Genomic DNA, 16,596 nt, shown 5'->3' on the forward strand with positions numbered 1-16,596 from the left:
CGCGCATCAGCGCGGCGGCCGTCGTCTTCTTCGTGGCCGACCGACCGGCGGTCGTGGCGCGGGGATCAGGCGCCGGGGATCAGGCGCCGTCGGCCGCGTGCTGGAGCGCCTCGATGTCGAGGCGGCCCATCGCGAGCATGGCCTGCTGCGCGCGGGAGGCGCGCTCCGGGTCGGGGTCGCCGAGGAGCGCGGGCAGGATCGTCGGCACGATCTGCCACGAGACGCCGAACGGATCGCGCAGCCAGCCGCAGCGGCCCTCCTCCCCGCCGTCGGCGACGAGCGCGTCCCAGGTCCGGTCGAGCTCGCCCTGCGTCGTCACCGGCACCGACAGCGAGAAGGCGGGCGTCTGCGGGTAGCGGGGGCCGCCGTCGAACAGGATCACGCGGAGGCCGGCGATCTCCACGGTGGCCGACCGCGCCGGTCCGTCGCCGTCGGGGATCTCGACCGTGCGGGAGTCGGGCAGCACGGACGCGTAGAGGGCGGCGGCCTCCCGGACGCGCCCGTCGAGCCAGACGAACGGGGTGATGGCCTGCATGACGTCCTCGTCTCGCGTCGGGAGGCCAGCGTAGCGCCGGCCGCGGCGGATCAGGCGGGGACGGCCGCCAGCGCCTCGTCGAGCATCTGCCGGAACGCGGGCGTGATCACGGTCGCGTACGTCGGCGTCGTGTGCACGCTGTCGCGCTTGGTGGGCGTCGTGCCGACGAACGACGGGCAGCGCTCCTCCCAGCAGAACAGGGAGGAGGTGTCGAGGTAGGCGATGCCGAGCGCGGTGGCGGCGTCGCGCTGGGCGCGGTCCCCCACCTTCCAGGCCCCGGGGATGGACGCCTGGCAGTCGGCGGGCGTCGAGACCTTGGTGGCGCACGTCTCGAGCGGCTGGCCCACGGGCGGCGACGAGACGAGGACGACCTTCCCGACGCTGTCGCGCACCTGCCCGACGGTGCTCTGCACGCCCGCCGACCACTCGGCGACGGCGTCGTCGCCCGTGGCCTTCGAGGCGAGCTTCAGCACCTGGCCGTAGCTGTTGCTGACGAACAGCATCTCCGGCTTCTCCTCCCGGATGGCGGCGACGGCCGCCTCCCGGAAGGCCAGGCAGCTCGACTTCGTGGTCGTGTCCGGGAAGTCCCAGTCGACGTCCATGACGGCGCAGCCGGCGGACGTGAGCCCGCGGATGTGGTGCGTCGCCTCGAACAGCCCGCGCACGGTGGGCAGCAGGGTGATGCCGGTCGAGTCGCCGAGCACCATGATGGTGGGCTTCCGGCTGTCGCCGAAGGAGCAGGACCGCGGGTTCGCGGTGTCGGTGCGACCGCAGCCCTGGCCGTCCTCGACGGGGACCGCGGACTTCTCCAGGCCGTCGATCGCGGGGTCGAGCGCGGGCCAGCTGGTCGCGGAGAGGGCGTCGCGGATCTGCCCCTGGAGCGCGCCGAGGTCCCCGGCGGCGAGGACGGCGGTGTCCGCGGGATCCGCCTCGCCCCCGGACGCGGCGGGACCGGTCGCGATGCGGGACGCCTCCTGGATCTCCTGCTGCCGCACGACCGCGAGGCTGATGAACGTGACCGTGAGGAGCGCGGCGGTGCCGAGGGCCGCGACCTTCGTGCCCGTCGACGCCCCGAAGCCGGGGCGCCTGCGCGCCCGCTTCTTCCTCCGGCGCGCCGCCGCGCCGGGCTCCAGCCAGTGCGAGCGGCGGATCGGGTCCTCGAGGCCGTGGTACGAGAGCACCGAGAGGCCGAGGGTGAGCACGAGCACGATGACCGGGTAGCCGAGTCCCGCGGTGTCCGCGACGGCGGCGAGGATCACGATGACCGGGAAGTGCCACAGGTACAGGGAGTACGAGATGTCGCCGAGGTAGCGGGAGACCGGGTTCGTCAGCGGCCAGAGGAAGCGCTGGGCGCCGCCCGTGCCGCCCGCGATGACGAGGGCCGCGCCGACGACGGGGATCGCGGATCCGGGCGCCGGGATGGGCGACGCGCTGCTGAGGGCGAACAGGCCGTAGGCGATGACGGCGAGGCCGGCCCAGGCGATGACGGGACGGGCGGCGTCCGGGATGCGGCGGAGCAGCGGCGTCGCGACCGCGAGGAGCGCGCCGACGCCGAGCTCCCACGCGCGGGAGAACGTGGAGAAGTAGGCCACCGCGGCGTCGCCCGCGGTGTCGGCCATGGCCCACGCGAACGACCCGACGGTGACGACGAGGAGGATCGCGGTGAGGATCCCGCGGTAGCGGCCGGGCCCGCGGAACCGCAGCGAGAGGGCGAGGCCGAGCGTGAGGAGGATCGGCCAGACGACGTAGAACTGCTCCTCGACGCCGAGCGACCAGTAGTGCTGCACGGGCGAGACGGCGCTGTCGGCGGCCCAGTAGTCGGTGTCGGTCGCGGCGAAGCGCCAGTTGGCGACGAAGAAGAACGCGGCGACGCTGTCCCACGCGATGGCGGACGCGCGGCCGGAGAGGAACACCATCCAGCTCGCGAGGACCGTGACGAGGAGCACGGCGGTCGAGGCCGGGAGGATGCGCTTCACGCGCTTGCGGTAGAACTCGGCGAACGAGATCCGCCCGAGCTTGTCGTGCTGCCGCAGCAGGAGCGACGTGATGATGAAGCCGGAGATCACGAAGAAGACGTCGACGCCGAGGAAGCCGCCGGACGGCCAGGCGAGGAGGTGGTCGAGGATCACCGCGACGACCGCGAGCGCGCGCAGGCCCTGGATGTCGCCGCGGAACGACCGCGTGCTGGAGCCCTCCGGCGCGACCGTCGTGGGTCGGCTCGTGCGGGTGGGTCGCGTGCTCGTCATCGTGTCCTCGCGGGTGGGCGGCGGGCCCGACGCACGGGCGGACGCCAGGGCGGCGGGTGGCCGGTGGCGGTCGGCGGTCGGGCTCGGGGCCCCGCGACCGGGCTATTTCTCTGCCCATGGTAATCCAGCGGACATGTCCCTGGCGATGCGCGCCAGGCCGTGCTAGAGCGGCGGCGCACCCCAGTCCGAGGGGGGCGCGGCGCGGGGTCGCGGCGAGAGCCGTCCGAGGCGGCGGCACGCGAGGCGCGGTGGTAGGGCGGACGGGACTTGAACCCGTGACCGGCGGATTATGAGTCCGATGCTCTGACCAGCTGAGCTACCGCCCCGAGGTGGTGGGCTAGACGGCGCCTGAGCCGTCCGCGCGCCCGCGGGCCTCGTCCGTGACCGGGGCGGCCACGGACTCGCCACGATACAGGCTCTCGAACGTCGAGATCGTGCGCTCGATGTCGTGGGTGGCGACGACCGCGAGGCTCTCCCGCTTCATGCGCTGGAGGTCCTCCTCGGGCAGCTCGAGCACGGCGCGGAGCTTCGCGGCGAGGTCGTCGACGTCGCCCGGTCGGAAGAGGTAGCCGTTCTCGCCGTCGTGGACCAGGTGCGGGAGCGCCATGGCGTCGGCCGCGACGACCGGCAGCCCGGACGCCATGGCCTCCATCGTGACGATGGACTGCAGCTCGGCGATGCTCGGCATCGCGAGGACCGTGGCGCGCGTGTACGCGCGGCGCAGCTCCTCGTCGGAGACGTAGCCCGTGAAGGTGGTGCTCTCGGCGATGCCGAGCTCCGCCGCGAGGCGCTCGAGCGGGCCCTTCTGGTCTCCCCCGCCGACGATCTCGAGCTCCGCCTTCAGGGAAGCCGGCAGCTTCGCGAAGGCGCGCAGCAGCACGTCGATCTGCTTCTCCCCCGTCACGCGGCCGACGAAGACGATGCGGTTGCGGGTGCGCGGCGTGAAGTCGGGCGTGTAGTTGGCGGCGTCGATGCCGCACGAGATGGCGATGACGCCCTCGAGCCCCGTGTAGCGCTCGAGGAACTGCGCCGCGCGCCGCGTGGGCGTGGTGACGGCCTCGGCGCGCCCGAAGGTGCGGCGCGCGGCCCGCCACGCGGCCTTGATGGCCTTGTCCTGCCACGCCACGGGCAGCAGCGTGTGCTGGAGCATGTTCTCCGGCATGAAGTGGTTGGTGCCGATGATGCGGATCCCGCGCTTCGCGGCCTCGATGCTGAGGCCGCGGCCCGTGACGATGTGCGACTGGAAGTGGACGACGTCGGGCTGGACCGCGTCGAGGATCCGGGCGCTGTTCTGGTTGATCGTCCACGGCAGCGCGAACCGCAGCCAGTCGTGCGGGTACCAGCGCCAGCTGCGGAGACGGTGGGCCGTGACCTCCTGGCCGTCGTGGACCTCGGTCCACGTGCCGTGCTTGCGGGTGGGCGCCGGGGCGACGATGTGCACCTCGTGGCCGCGCCGGACGAGCCCTCCCGCGAGTCGCTCGGCGAAGCGCGCCGCGCCGTTCACGTCCGGCGGGAACGTGTCCGCGCCGATGAGGATGCGGAGCGGGCGGCCGGAGGTCGCGGGCTCGCGCGGGGTCTGCCCTGAGGTGTTCGGCAAGAAGTGTCTCTCCAGTGGTGTCGGCGTCCGGCGCGCGTCACGTCGTTCCGGGTGGCGCGGGCCGGGTGTCGCAGAGCAACGTATCGCACGCCTCCGGCCGCGGCCCGACGGCGCACCGGCCGGCCGGGAGCCCGCGCGACCGCCTCGCGCCGGGATCCGTCAGGCGACGTGCGGGTGGTGCTTCGCGAGCTGGAACACCCCGGCGACGGCCACGGCGCCCGCGACGAGGAAGGCCACCCCCGCGTAGAACGGCGCATCCGCCGCCTCCCCCAGCACCGTGACGCCGATGCAGACGGCCACGAGCGGGTCCACCACGGTGAGGCCCGCGATGACGAGGTCGGGCGGGCCCGAGGAGTACGCGGTCTGCACGAAGTACGCGCCGAGGAGGGTCGCGGCGACCAGGGCGACGATGCACACGACCGTCAGCACGTCGAAGGCGCCGGTGGTGAGCCGGTTGATGACCACCTTCGCGAGCGTCGCGACGAACCCGTAGAGCACGCCCGCGCTGATGATGTAGAAGATCGCGCGCACGTGCTTCCGGAAGTAGAGGAAGAGGCCGCCGAGCAGGGCGAGCACGAGCGCGAGGATCACGAGGATCGTGACGAGCTCGGGCGTGCGGATGGGCGTCTCCTTGGCGAAGACGGCCGCGAAGACCACGAAGAGGCCGACGCCCCCGATGCAGAGCGCTACGGCGCGCTTGGCCTTGAGGTCGAGGCGGGTGCCGGTGGCGCGCGAGTTGAGGATCGCCGTGACCACGAGGGCGACGGCGCCGAGCGGCTGCACGACGATGAGCGGAGCGAGGCGCAGGCTCGCGAGCTGGAACACGATGGCGAGGCCGAGCATGACGGTGCCCGCGACCCAGGACGGCCGGCCGAGGAGCGCGCCGAGCTGGCGGAGGCTGAGGCCCGACGTGCTCTTCTTCCCGCGCGCCTCCATCTTCGCGACGCCCTGCGACTGCAGCTGCGCGCCGAGGGACAGGAAGACGGCTCCGACCAGCGCGATCGGGATGCCCAGCGCCTGGTACGGGGTCAACGAAGCGGCCTGGAGTACGGGGCTGGCATCGAAGGGCACGCCCCGACCCTACCCGGCGGCCCGCCTATCATCGGCAGCATGGCCGTCCTCCCCATCCGGATCACCGGAGACCCCGTCCTGCACGCCCCGGCCCGCGATGTGGAGGCGTTCGACGACGACCTGCGCGCCCTCGTCGCGGACATGTACGACACCATGGACGAGGCGCCCGGCGTGGGCCTCGCCGCCCCGCAGGTGGGCGTGCCGCTGCGCGTGTTCGTCTACTCGTACGAGACCGACGCGGGCGAGCCGCTGCGCGGGGTCGCCGTGAACCCGGATCTCTTCATCACGCCCGTGCCGGTGCGCGAGGCCGACGAGGACACCGAGGAGGAGGGCTGCCTGTCGTTCCCCGGCGAGCGGTTCCCGCTCGTGCGCGCGGACCGGGCGATCCTCCGGGCCCGGGACCTCGACGGCGCGCCCTTCGAGATCGAGGCGTCCGGGTGGTTCGCCCGAATCCTGCAGCACGAGTACGACCACCTCGACGGGTACCTCTACACGGACCGGCTCGCGCACGAGCACCGGAAGCCGGTCGCCAAGGTCATCCGCAGGAGCGGCTGGGGCGTGCCGGGGAGCTCGTGGCTTCCGGGGCGCGACCACCTGGAGGACTAGGCGGATCCGGCGGCGGGCGGGCGACGCGCATCGCCCGCCGCCGCCGTGCGCCCGCATGCATCGCGCGGGCAAAGGAAAAGGCCCCGCGGGTGGAGCCGCGAGGCCTTCGCTCCCCGAGTTGGACTCGAACCAACAACCTGCCGGTTAACAGCCGGCTGCTCTGCCAATTGAGCTATCGAGGATCACGTGGAGCAACCTGGAAAGCGTAGCAAAGAATCCGGGCGCCTCCGATCACCTACCGCGCGACGGGCGCGTCCCCGGCGTCCGGGACGGGCAGCTCGGCCAGGCGCGGTGCCCGGCGGAGGCTCGACGCGGCCGCGCCGACGAGGCTCGCGAGCACGCCGACGCCCGTGACGAGGATCGCCGCGCGGATGCCGACGGACGCGGCGAGGACGCCGCCGAGGCCCGCCCCGACGGGCTGCCCGCCCCACGCGATCATGCGCGCCGTCGTGTTGACCCGGCCCTGCAGGTGCGCGCGCGTCACCGTCTGCCGGACGACGATGCCGGAGATCGACACGGTGGAGGCGGCCGCCTGCCACGCCGCCAGCACGAGGACCGCCACGACGAGGGATCCGACGGACGCCCACGCCGCCGTGAGCGCGGCCTGCAGGGCGAGGCCGCCGATCGCGATGGCGCCGACGCCCACGCGCCGCTGGACGGGACCCAGCGCGCGGGAGGCGACGAGGGTGCCGCAGGCCGCCGCCGCGGCGAGGATCCCGAGGGCCGGCCCGTCGGCGGGCTCGTGCAGGCCCCGGGCGACCATCACGACGAGCGTGCCCGTCACCGCTCCCCCGGTCAGGCTGCTGCCCGCGCCGACCAGCGTGAGGTCGCGGACGAGCGGAGTGCGGCGGATGTGCGCGAGCCCCTCGAGGACCTCCCGGCCGATGCGCCGCCGGGTGGGCGCGGCCGGACGCGGCACGGGCGTCCACCGGACGCGCACGAGGAGCAGGGCCGCGACCGCGTAGCTCGCCGCGTCGAGCGCGAGCACGGCCGGCGCCCCGAGGCCCGACACCGCGGCGGCGCCCGCGAGCGGACCGGCGATGCCGATCACCGTGTAGACGGTCGTCATGCGCGTGGTCGCCGCGCCCACCCGCTCGCGGCCCACGAGGGCGGGCACGGCGGAGAAGCTCGCGGCGTCGAAGAAGACGAAGAGCGACGAGACGACCGCGGCCACGCCGACGAGGAGCGCCGGGTGCGGGATGCCGGCCAGCGCCGCCAGGGGCACCGACGCGGTCGCCGCGGCGCTCAGCCAGGTGGTGACGAGCATCGTCCGCCGCGCGTCCCACCCGTCCACGAGCGCGCCCACGGGGAGCGCCAGCAGCAGGTACGGCAGCGCCTCCATCATCGCGACGAGGCCGAGCAGCGCCGCATCCCCCGTCGTCGTGAAGACGAGCACCGGGAGCGCGACCGCGGTGAGCGCGTTGCCCGCCCAGGAGACGCCGCGCGAGACGACGTACAGGTCGAAGGCGCGCGCGGCACGGGTCGAGGTCGTCGCGTCAGCCATGGAGGAGCGCGTCGAGGGCGACGACGCCGTCGACCGCGCGGGAGCCGATGAAGTCGGTCGACGGCAGCGCGAGCAGGCGGCCGTCGCGTACGGCGCGGACGCCCGGGAGGCGCGCCTCGAGGTCCTCGCGCACGCTGTCGCGCTCGGCGTCGGTCGAGTACAGGTAGACGATCGTGGCCGGATCCCGGCGGGCGACGTCCTCGACGCTGACCTCCGCGTAGTACTGGTCGGCGGGCAGGGCGTCCTCGTAGAGGTTCCGGCCGCCGGCCCGGGCGACCACGTCGCTGTAGAGCCCGCGGGCGTCGGCGTAGACCGAGCCGTCGAAGATCTGCAGCACGGCGAGGTCGACCGGATCCGTGCCGGCGACGCGCGCGTCCACCGCGGCGAGCCGCGACCGCTCGTCGGCGATCGCGCGGTCGGCCGCGTCTCCCGCGCCGAGGAGGGTGCCGAGCGAGGCCAGGTCGGTCGCGGCGTCGTCGACGTGCCCGGTGGTGACCTGGCCGTGGCAGAACGAGCTGATGACGTAGACGCGGATCCCGAGGGCGGCCAGGTCGTCGATCGTCGGCAGCTCGGTGCCGTCGAAGTGGTACTCGCCGTCGGCGACGATGAGGTCGGGGTGCGCGGCGAGGAGCGTCTCGCGGTCGACGGCGCCCGTCGCGAGGACGGGCACGCGGTCGTACGCGTCGCGGTAGCGGTCGAGCGGCGGCGACTGGTCGGTGAAGGCCTGGCCGACGATCCGGTCGCCCGCGCCGAGCTCGAGCAGCATCTCGGTGACGGCGGGCCAGAGCGAGACGATGCGCTCGGGTCCGGTGGGGAAGGACAGCGTGCGGTCGCAGGAGTCGACCGACACGGGTCCCGACGCGGCGGCAGCGGCCGGCGCGGTGCCGTCGCCGGCGGATCCGGTGGCGCAGCCCGCGAGGAGGAGGGCGGCGGCGGTCGCCCCGGCGGCGAGGCCGAGGAGGCGGCCGGTCGGGCGGCGGCGGGAGGGGGTGCGGGTGCGGGGGGTCATGGTCGTCCGTCCGGGGTGGGGGTCGTGGTGGGCGCGGGGATCGCGGTGGGCGTGCTGAAGAACAGGTGGCGGCGGCCCGTGACGGGGTGCTCGCCGAGGTGCACGTCGACGCCGAAGACGTCGCGCAGGATCCCGGGCCGCAGCACCTCGTCGGGCGTGCCGCCCGCGACGATGCGGCCGTCGTGCACGACGTGGATCCGGTCGCAGTAGGCGGCGGCGAGGTTGAGGTCGTGCAGGGCGACGACCACCGTGATGCCGAGCCCGCGCACGAGGTCGAGGAGCTCCAGCTGCGTGGCCACGTCGAGGTGGTTGGTGGGCTCGTCGAGCACGAGGATGCGCGGGCGCTGCGCGAGGGCCGCCGCGAGCATGACGCGCTGGCGCTCGCCGCCGGACAGGGAGCGGACGGCGCGGTCGGCGAGCGCGGTCGCCCCGGCGCGCGCGAGGCACGCGTCGACGAGCGCGCGGTCGTCGTCGGTGTCGCGGTCGAGCGCGCCCTTGTGCGGCGTGAGGCCCGTCGCGACGACGGCGCGCGCGTCGAGGGCGCCGTCGTCGCCGTGGTCCTGCGTGAGCGCGGCGACGATGCGGGCCGAGTCGCGCGGCCGCATGCCGCGGAGCTCCCGGTCGCCGAGGAGGACGGTGCCGCGAGCGACGGGGAGGGCGCGGTAGAGGGCCTTGAGGAGCGTCGACTTGCCGCTGCCGTTCGGGCCGACGAGCCCCACGAGCTCGCCGTCGCGCGCCTCGAGCGTGGCTCCGGAGACGGGGGTCGCGCGGCCGATGCGGACGGCCACGTCCTCGATCGAGAGCCTCAACGGGCGCGCCCGCCGTCGGCGCGGAGCAGGACCGCGAGGAACACCGGGACGCCCACGAGCGCGGTGACGATCGAGAGCGGCAGCTCGCGCGGCGCCGTGAGCGTGCGGCCGGCGAGGTCGGCGAGGACGAGGAACAGCCCACCGACGAGCGCGGCGAGCGGCAGGAGGCGCCGGTGCGCGGGGCCGACGACGAGCCGCACCAGGTGCGGCGCGATGAGGCCGACGAAGCCGACGCCGCCCGCGACCGACACCGCGGCGGCCGTCAGCAGCGCGGAGACGGTGAAGAGGATCGTGCGCGAGCGCGACAGGTCGACGCCGAGGGACGCCGCGCGGTCGTCGCCGAGGAGCAGCGCGTCGAGCGTGCGGCCGCCCGCGAGGAGCCCCACGAGGCCGATCGCGAGCGCCGCGGCGGGGAGCGCGAGGGAGGTCCACGTGGCGCCCGAGACGCTGCCGAGGAGCCAGAACAGCACGCCGGCGATCTGGTCGGGCGACGCCTGCAGCTGGAGCCAGCTGGTGAGCGCCTGCAGGAGCGACGAGATCGAGACGCCGACGAGCACGAGCCGCGCCGGATCCACGCGCCCGCCCCGTCGCCCGAGCGCCAGCACGAGCGCGAGGGTGCCGAGGGCGCCGGCGAACGCGGCTCCCGTGACGCCGAGGGTCGCGAGCAGCCCCGCGGCGGTCGCGCCGACGACGAGCGCCGCGACCGCGCCGAGCGAGGCGCCCGACGCGATGCCGAGCACGAACGGATCCGCGAGCGGGTTGCGGATGAGCGTCTGCAGGACGGTGCCCGCGAGGGCGAGCGCGGCGCCCGTGACGAGCGCGAGGAGCACGCGCGGCGCCCGGTACTCCCAGACGATCTGGTCGTCGATCGGGTCGGCGCCGCCGCCGAGCGCGTCCGTGCCGAGCGCGTGGTGCAGCACCACCTGCGCGACGTGCAGCGGCGACACGGAGACCGAGCCGACGCCCATGGCGACCGCGAGGACGAGCGGGGCGGCGAGCACGAGGGCCGGCACGAGGATCCGCCGGGCGAGGCGCGCGCGGCCGGGCGCGGGCGGGACGGGGACGGCGGCGCGGGTGCGCGCGCGGGGATCGGGAAGGCGCGGGGGCGCGGCAGCGGACGCGGGCGCGTCCGGCGGGGACGGGGTCGTGACGGTGGGTTCCATGCGGCTCTCGGTCGGGTGGGCGGATCGGTCGGCGGGGCCCGGCGGCGCGGGCGGGTCGGTGCGGGCGGCGGTCAGTGCGGGAGCGGCACCGGGCGCGCGGGCCGCGGCGGCGCGGGATCCGGGCCGCCGAGGAACGGCAGCGCGTGCGGCGCGTTCGAGCGGAGGCCGGGCACGATCACGCGCGTCACGTGCAGCCCGGCGCGCCGGACCTCCGGCAGGGTCACGTCGACCGCGAGCACCTCCCGGCCCCGCGTCCGGAGCGCGTCGACGAGCTCCGGCAGGCGCGCGGGCCCGTCCCAGCGGTCGTCGACGTCGGCGAGCGCCCGGCGGCCCGTGATCGACCGGTCCAGCTCGTCGAGGAACGCCCGCTGGACGGCGGGGTCGAGGTGCAGCTGCAGGTGGCAGCCGTAGTCGACGACGTCGGAGAGGTCCGGCCGGTACGACAGGCGGTAGCGCCGGTCGGCGCGCCACGGCCGCAGCGGGCTGCCCGGTCGGCGGGCCGCGGCCATGTAGGGACCGGTCGGATCGTCGAGGTCGGCCTGGAAGAGCTGCAGCTGGAGGGCCTCCCCCAGCGCCTTGCGGGCGGCGCGCATCGGCCGGCCGCCGCTCGCCATCCCGAGCGTGAGGTACCCGGTGCGGGCGTCGGCGAGGAGCGCGCCCACGACGGGCATGCCGCCCTCGGCGGGGAGCAGGAGCCAGCGGCAGGCGAGCGCGTCGGCGGGGCCGCGGGCGAGGTCGTGCAGCGCGCGCGGGACGTCGAGCTCGACGAACCCCTCGCCGTCCGTCCACGCGCGCGTCATCGCCTCGCGCTCGAGCACCTCCCCGAGGCCGCCCCAGAGCGCCTCCTCGGCGGACCTCCCGGTGGCGAGCCCGGCCTGCATGATCGGGTGCACGGCGGGCGGCACGAGGAGCGCGTGCGACACCCAGACGAGCGACGCGGGGACGAGCACGCGGCCGTCGGCGCCCACGCGCGCGGCCTCGGTCCAGTCCACGACGGCGTCCCGGTCGAGCGGCACGACGGGCAGCCGTCCGCTCGCGTGCTGGGCGGCGGAGTAGAGCGCGAGGTCGGCCGGATCCAGCACGGCCCGCCCCGCGGCGCGCAGCTCCCGGGCCGACGCGCGGACGAGGCCGGCGGGCACGAGGTTGCCGCAGTACCGCTCGACCGCCTCGCCCACGGCGGCGCCGAGCACGGCGTCCGGATCCGCGAAGGCGCGACCCGCGCCGGACGCGTCGGACGCCCACGCGCAGTGCGCGGCCGAGTCGGCGAGCACGGCGTGCGCGAGCGCGAACGCGGGCGGGAAGTGGGCGGGCGTCGCGCGCGGCTCGATGCGGCGGATCAGGCCGGTGCGCGCGTCGACGAGGTCGGCGGGGGTCGGTGCGGGGCTCATCGGGCCTCTCATGCCAGCGGGATCGGGTCGGGGACGAGGTCGTCGGCGCTCGCGGGGATCCGGTCGAGGCCGAGGCGCCGCGGCACCTCGAGGTAGCGGTCGGATCCGCGGAGCGGGTACGCGGGCGGCCCGTTGCCCACGAGGCCCGGCACCACCACGCGCACGACCTCGAGGCCGGCGAGCCGTACGTCGGGCGTCGTGAGGTCGACGGCGACCGCGCGGAGGCCCTCGCGGGCGAGCGCCTCCAGGTGCACGTCGAGCGGGTCGGCGGCGTCGATCCGCGGCAGCGCGTCGAGCGGGACGGATGCCGCCGGCCGCAGCCGGTCGAGGTGCGCGCCGTTCATCCGCGGGTCGAGGTGCAGCTGCGCCACGGCCGGGAGGTCGGTGAGGCGCGCGTAGCCGGGGCCCACGTCGTCGAGGTAGCGCCGGTCGGCCCGGTACGGCAGGAACACGTGCTCCTCGATCCCGCCGGCGCGGACGGCCCGCCACACCTCGCTCGCCGGGTCGACGAGCTGCCGGGTCAGCTGCAGCAGGCCGAGCGCCTCGACGAGCGCCTTGGTCGCGGCGCGCTCGGGCGTCGACCGGCAGGCGCTGCCGAACGCGACCATGCGGGATCCGTCGGGGTGCTCCTCCTCGAGGAACGCGGCGACCACGGGCGCGGGCGACTCCGACGGCACCTCGAGCAGGCGCACGCGGACGGCCGGGGCGGCGTCGTCCTCCGCCCAGCCGAGCGCGCCCGTGATGCGGCCGCCGTCGTCGAGCGCGCGCGTGGAGGCGCCGCTCGCCCACCAGATCGCCGCGGCGTCGCGCTCCCGAAGCTCCTCGAGCGCGTTGCCGACGGCCATGCGGCGGTCGGATCCCGCGGCGATGCCCGAGTACGCGAGCGAGTGGCGCGGCACCTCGCGGGCACGGGACCCGTGCACGAAGTCGAGCCACGCGAGCGAGGCGGGGACGAGCACGGGACCGCCGTCGTGCAGGTCGACGCCGGGAGCCCACAGCACCTCGTCGTGCCGCGTGAACGGGCGGAAGGGGAAGCCCGGCGCGGCGTGCTGGGCGGGCGAGTAGAGGGCGAGCTCCTCGGGATCCACCACGCGAGCGCCGGCCGCGGTGAGCGACGCGTGCGATCCGCGGACCAGGTCCTCCGGCACAGCGTTGCCGCAGTACCGCTCGACGGCCTCCCCGCACGCGGCGAGGCGCGCGGGTACCGGGTCCCCCGAGGAGGCGCCGAAGCCGAAGCCGTCGGCACGCCAGGGCGCGAAGCGGTCGGCGCGGGAGACCGTGGCGCCGTTGCCGACCCACGCGAAGGGCAGCCGGGGATCGGCGGGCTGGCGCGCGAGCAGCGTGATGAGGCCGGTGCGCGCGTCGACGAGGTCGGCGATGCTCACGAGGCCGCCTCCGGGGATAGCGCGGCGATGGGATCCGTGGACGGCGCCCCGCCGACCCGCACCGTGTCGGCCGCCGGGGCCGCGCCCGCCGCGACCGGCAGCACGAGTGCGAGCGGCGTCGACGGGTCGACGCGCACGCCCTGCCGCACGGGCGCCTCGTGCGTCGAGGTGCACCGCTCGTCGGGCTGCCCGCCGAGGTTCCGCGCGAGCCGGGGCGCGTCGGCGCCCGCGAGCTCCAGCACGAGCGTCGTCCCCGCGGGGACGAGCACCGCGACGGGACCGAGCGGGACGGCGACCCGGATCCCGTCATGCGGGCCGGCGACGGTCGTCTCCCCCACCGCGAGCTCCTGCTCCGCGCCGTCGGGGGCGCACGCGAGGAGCCGCGCGACCCAGTCGACGCCGGGGGCGGCGGAGGCGCTCGTCAGCTCGACGGCGACGTCGCCCGTCAGCCGCAGCGGCGCGGCGAGCGGGACGGTGCTCGCCCGCACGGCGTCCGGCCGCGACCGGAGCGCGCGCCGGTCCACGCCGGGGTGGCGGGACGGGCGCGGATCGCGGGGATCGTGCACGAAGGACAGCTCGCCGCCCGCGGTCCACTCGACGCGCGTCGCGGTGTGCGGCGGGGGCCAGTCGTCGTGCTCCTCCCAGCCGGATCCGCGGACGTGCACCTCGGCGCGACGCGGCGGGAGGTCGCCGTCGAGCGCGGCGCGGATCCAGTCGACGAGCATCCGGCCCCACGGGATGACGGCGTCGTCGCCGTGGTCGAGGTCGCCCACCCGGCCGGACGCGCTGCCCGCGAGGTCGTGCTCCCACGGCCCGACGAGGAGGTGCGCGGGCGTGCCGGGCACGGAGGATCCGGTGACGCGGTGGTGCGCGAGCGTCTCGGGCAGCAGCAGGTCATGCCAGCCGCCCACGTGCAGGGTCGCGGCCGGCAGCGCGGCCAGCTCGTCGGGGGTGATCTCCTCCCCCGTCACCGCGCCCGGCCCGTCCTCCACGATCCGGCGCCACGACGGCAGGTGCGCGCCGAGCGCCTGCGGCAGGTCCACGACGGGCAGGTGGCGGAGGATCCCGGGCCGCTCCCGGAACACGAGGGCGGCGAGCCCGTCGCGGCTCGTGCGGGCGTCGCCGCGCTCGAGCCACCAGGACGCGTGCTCGGCGAGCCGGAGGATCCCGCCGCCGCCGAACTTGGTGCGCGCGAGCGACATGGACGGGCCGAGCGACACGACGGCGCGGACGACCGCCGGTCGCTCGACCGCCATCGCCCACGCCGTGCACCCGGAGTACGAGCCGCCGTACGCGACCACGCGGCCGTCGCTCCACGGCTGGGCCGCGACCCAGTCGACGAGGGCGGCGCCGTCCGCGCGCTCCCCGCGGTAGGGCGCCCAGGTGCCGTCCGAGTCGTGGCGGCCGCGCACGTCCTGCACCACGTACGCGAGGCCGCGCTCCCGCCAGGCGCGCCCCTCCTCGAGGTGGCGCGCGCGGCCGTACGGCGTGCGCGTGATGACGCAGGGCACGCGCGGGCGGCCGTCGACACCCGCGCCGTCCGGCACGTGCGCGTCGTGGACGAGGACGGTCCCGTCGGATGCGCGGAGCGGCACCGCGAAGGCCGGTGCGCCGGTCACCGGTCGCCCGCGGCCGGCAGGTCGGCGAGGTCGACGGGGAGCGGCAGCACGGGGTGGCGCTCGAGGAGACCCGTGGCCAGGGCGATCGTGTGCTCGTACCGGACGCCGGGACCGGCCGCCCGGTCGGAGGACAGGTGCGCGGCGAGCTCGTCGAGCACGACGCCCGCGGCGATGGCCGCCGCGCCCGTGCCGACGCCGTGCCAGGACCACGGCGGTGCGATCCCGGCGACGGCGCGCGCGTCGGCCTCGGCCCACAGCCGCTCGAGCTCCTCCACCACGCGGTGGGCGGCGCGACGGCGGCCGCGGTAGTCGGCGTACGTCACGGCGCCCGGACCGCCCGGTGCCTGCAGCGGACCGACGACGAGGAGCTCCCCCTCCTGGTGCACGCGGTGCCAGGGCAGGCCCGTGCGGGCGAGCTCCCGGCCGAGCGCGGTCCAGGCGGCGTCGGGCTGCTCGGGGGCGATCGAGACGAGGGCGCAGGCGGTCGGCGGGACGTCGTCGTCCGGGGCGAGGGATGCGGCGCGGTCGCCGAGCAGCGCGACGAGGGCGTCGGCGACGGGACCGGTGCCGCGGATCCCGACGGGGCCGGTGCCGGGCACGGGTCGGGCGACGTCGTCGTGGCAGGCGACGAGGGCCCCGCCGTCCCGCAGCAGGCGCACGAGGGGCGCGCCGGGATCCTCCGCGGAGGCCGCATCGACGCGGTCGCGGTCCGGATCCGGGACGCCGTCGCCCGCGAGCCGCGCGGCCACGTCGGCGACGAGGGCGTCGGGGCCGCTCACGCGGTGGAAGTCGAGCGCGGGGGTGACGTGCCGCCACTCGTCGGCGGCGACGCGGTAGAGGCGGTGGTGCGGGGCGAGGCGGAGCATCGGGTCTCACGTTCGGTGGGCGGCGGCGGGCCGGGCGGCGGATGCGGAACGGGCGTCGTCCCGGCCGGCGCGCCGTCGCGCGCCGGCCGGCTTCCCTCTCCTAGTCCTGGAGAGCGAAGGGGTTGTGGACGAGGGCGTTCGTGCCCGGTCCCTGCGGCGCGCTGAGCACGTCGTCGCCGGCGATGGCCTCGACGGCGAAGGGGTTGTGGACGAGGGCGTTCGTGCCCGGTCCCTGCGGCGCGCTGAGCACGTCGTCGCCGGCGATCCTGGTGATGGAGACGTCGATCATCTCGGCATCCTCTCTCTCGGTAGTTGAGAACGGTTCTCAACACGAGCACGGTAGGACCACGGAGGCGGGACCGCGACGGGCTGTCCACAGGTAGCGTCGGCGCATGGGCATGTTCCAGGTCGTGCAGGCGCGGCCGAACGACGTCGACCGGCTGTGGGCGCTCCTCGAGGAGGACCATCGGGAGCGGGGCGCGTCTGCCGGGGATCCGCGCCCGGGTGCAGGTGCGGATCCCGTCGACGCCGCGGTCGCCGCGCGCCCCGACGACGCCCCCGCCGACGCGCTGCCGGTGCTCGAGGCCCGACGCGACCGCGTCGTCGCCCTGGTCTCGGACCCCGGGCGGCCCGTGCTCATCGCCTACTCCGGCATCCGCGCCGTCGGCTTCGCGCTCATGGACCGCAACGGCGTGGGCGGCCGGGCGTTCACCGCGGCGGGCTGGCGGGGGCTCGGCGTCGAGGAGGAGATCCGGGCGGCCGCTCCCCTGCTGCTGCGCTGACGCCGGCGCGGACGCG

15 protein-coding genes and 2 tRNA genes are annotated in these 16,596 nt (G+C 76.1%); 2 read left to right on the plus strand and 15 right to left on the minus strand.

Annotation, left to right across the window (positions count from 1 at the left end):
- Positions 1–79: 79 nt before the first annotated feature.
- From ACMT9T_RS02005 to ACMT9T_RS02025, 5 genes are all read right to left on the minus strand, one after another.
- Positions 80–535 (minus strand): VOC family protein, encoded by a 456-nt coding sequence (locus tag ACMT9T_RS02005; RefSeq protein WP_414744004.1) that lies wholly within the window; start codon positions 533–535, stop codon positions 80–82.
- 50 nt (positions 536–585) lie between these two features.
- Positions 586–2,781: an acyltransferase family protein gene (locus ACMT9T_RS02010; protein WP_414744005.1), complete on the minus strand. Its 2,196-nt coding sequence runs from the start codon at positions 2,779–2,781 to the stop codon at positions 586–588.
- 249 nt (positions 2,782–3,030) lie between these two features.
- A tRNA-Ile gene (locus ACMT9T_RS02015) sits at positions 3,031–3,107 on the minus strand.
- Positions 3,108–3,118: 11 nt separating this feature from the next.
- Positions 3,119–4,378, minus strand: coding sequence for a glycosyltransferase (locus tag ACMT9T_RS02020; RefSeq protein ID WP_414744006.1), 1,260 nt, complete (start codon positions 4,376–4,378; stop codon positions 3,119–3,121).
- A gap of 159 nt (positions 4,379–4,537) precedes the next feature.
- On the minus strand, positions 4,538–5,449 hold the full coding sequence (locus ACMT9T_RS02025) for a DMT family transporter (RefSeq protein WP_414744007.1): 912 nt from the start codon (positions 5,447–5,449) through the stop codon (positions 4,538–4,540).
- A 39-nt stretch (positions 5,450–5,488) separates the two neighbouring features.
- On the opposite strand from ACMT9T_RS02025, the gene def reads away from it, so the two are divergent.
- Positions 5,489–6,055, plus strand: coding sequence for a peptide deformylase (gene def, locus ACMT9T_RS02030; RefSeq protein ID WP_414744008.1), 567 nt, complete (start codon positions 5,489–5,491; stop codon positions 6,053–6,055).
- A gap of 109 nt (positions 6,056–6,164) precedes the next feature.
- On the opposite strand, the gene ACMT9T_RS02035 is transcribed toward def, so the two are convergent.
- The 10 genes from ACMT9T_RS02035 to ACMT9T_RS02080 form a co-directional block, all read right to left on the minus strand.
- Positions 6,165–6,237, minus strand: a tRNA-Asn gene (locus tag ACMT9T_RS02035).
- Positions 6,238–6,290: 53 nt separating this feature from the next.
- Positions 6,291–7,559, minus strand: coding sequence for an MFS transporter (locus ACMT9T_RS02040; RefSeq protein ID WP_414744009.1), 1,269 nt, complete (start codon positions 7,557–7,559; stop codon positions 6,291–6,293).
- Positions 7,552–8,568, minus strand: a complete 1,017-nt coding sequence (locus ACMT9T_RS02045) for an ABC transporter substrate-binding protein (RefSeq protein ID WP_414744010.1) — start codon at positions 8,566–8,568, stop codon at positions 7,552–7,554. Before ACMT9T_RS02045 ends, ACMT9T_RS02040 begins: the two co-directional genes overlap by 8 nt.
- A complete protein-coding gene (locus tag ACMT9T_RS02050; RefSeq protein WP_414744011.1) occupies positions 8,565–9,356 on the minus strand; it encodes an ABC transporter ATP-binding protein in 792 nt (263 codons plus the stop codon). Before ACMT9T_RS02050 ends, ACMT9T_RS02045 begins: the two co-directional genes overlap by 4 nt.
- Before the next feature lie 17 nt (positions 9,357–9,373).
- Positions 9,374–10,540 carry a FecCD family ABC transporter permease gene (locus ACMT9T_RS02055; RefSeq protein ID WP_414744012.1) on the minus strand — a complete coding sequence of 389 codons (1,167 nt, stop codon included), beginning with the start codon at positions 10,538–10,540 and terminating at the stop codon, positions 9,374–9,376.
- Positions 10,541–10,611: 71 nt separating this feature from the next.
- Positions 10,612–11,928: a YcaO-like family protein gene (locus ACMT9T_RS02060; protein ID WP_414744013.1), complete on the minus strand. Its 1,317-nt coding sequence runs from the start codon at positions 11,926–11,928 to the stop codon at positions 10,612–10,614.
- Between the two features lie 8 nt (positions 11,929–11,936).
- Positions 11,937–13,313 (minus strand): YcaO-like family protein, encoded by a 1,377-nt coding sequence (locus ACMT9T_RS02065; protein WP_414744014.1) that lies wholly within the window; start codon positions 13,311–13,313, stop codon positions 11,937–11,939.
- Positions 13,310–14,932, minus strand: a complete 1,623-nt coding sequence (locus tag ACMT9T_RS02070) for a CocE/NonD family hydrolase (RefSeq protein ID WP_414744015.1) — start codon at positions 14,930–14,932, stop codon at positions 13,310–13,312. The genes ACMT9T_RS02065 and ACMT9T_RS02070 overlap by 4 nt, the downstream gene beginning before the upstream one ends.
- Positions 14,929–15,798 carry a hypothetical protein gene (locus ACMT9T_RS02075; RefSeq protein WP_414744016.1) on the minus strand — a complete coding sequence of 290 codons (870 nt, stop codon included), beginning with the start codon at positions 15,796–15,798 and terminating at the stop codon, positions 14,929–14,931. The genes ACMT9T_RS02070 and ACMT9T_RS02075 overlap by 4 nt, the downstream gene beginning before the upstream one ends.
- Before the next feature lie 100 nt (positions 15,799–15,898).
- A complete protein-coding gene (locus ACMT9T_RS02080; RefSeq protein ID WP_043669115.1) occupies positions 15,899–16,087 on the minus strand; it encodes a streptamidine-related RiPP repeat protein in 189 nt (62 codons plus the stop codon).
- Positions 16,088–16,190: 103 nt separating this feature from the next.
- Here ACMT9T_RS02080 and ACMT9T_RS02085 point away from each other — a divergent pair, with 103 nt between their 5' ends.
- Positions 16,191–16,580, plus strand: coding sequence for a hypothetical protein (locus ACMT9T_RS02085; RefSeq protein ID WP_414744017.1), 390 nt, complete (start codon positions 16,191–16,193; stop codon positions 16,578–16,580).
- Positions 16,581–16,596: the final 16 nt, after the last annotated feature.

Source organism: Clavibacter vidaverae, assembly GCF_047529985.1.
Lineage (GTDB): Bacteria > Actinomycetota > Actinomycetes > Actinomycetales > Microbacteriaceae > Clavibacter > Clavibacter nebraskensis_A.

Bases quoted from the DNA above. Each gene is read 5' to 3' on its own strand.
- ACMT9T_RS02085 (WP_414744017.1), top strand. From the start codon at position 16,191: ATGGGCATGTTCCAGGTCGTGCAGGCGCGGCCGAACGACGTCGACCGG.
- ACMT9T_RS02040 (WP_414744009.1), bottom strand. From the start codon at position 7,559: ATGGCTGACGCGACGACCTCGACCCGTGCCGCGCGCGCCTTCGACCTG.
- def (WP_414744008.1), top strand. From the start codon at position 5,489: ATGGCCGTCCTCCCCATCCGGATCACCGGAGACCCCGTCCTGCACGCC.
- ACMT9T_RS02060 (WP_414744013.1), bottom strand. From the start codon at position 11,928: ATGAGCCCCGCACCGACCCCCGCCGACCTCGTCGACGCGCGCACCGGC.
- ACMT9T_RS02045 (WP_414744010.1), bottom strand. From the start codon at position 8,568: ATGACCCCCCGCACCCGCACCCCCTCCCGCCGCCGCCCGACCGGCCGC.
- ACMT9T_RS02080 (WP_043669115.1), bottom strand. From the start codon at position 16,087: ATGATCGACGTCTCCATCACCAGGATCGCCGGCGACGACGTGCTCAGC.
- ACMT9T_RS02010 (WP_414744005.1), bottom strand. From the start codon at position 2,781: ATGACGAGCACGCGACCCACCCGCACGAGCCGACCCACGACGGTCGCG.
- ACMT9T_RS02055 (WP_414744012.1), bottom strand. From the start codon at position 10,540: ATGGAACCCACCGTCACGACCCCGTCCCCGCCGGACGCGCCCGCGTCC.
- ACMT9T_RS02005 (WP_414744004.1), bottom strand. From the start codon at position 535: ATGCAGGCCATCACCCCGTTCGTCTGGCTCGACGGGCGCGTCCGGGAG.
- ACMT9T_RS02075 (WP_414744016.1), bottom strand. From the start codon at position 15,798: ATGCTCCGCCTCGCCCCGCACCACCGCCTCTACCGCGTCGCCGCCGAC.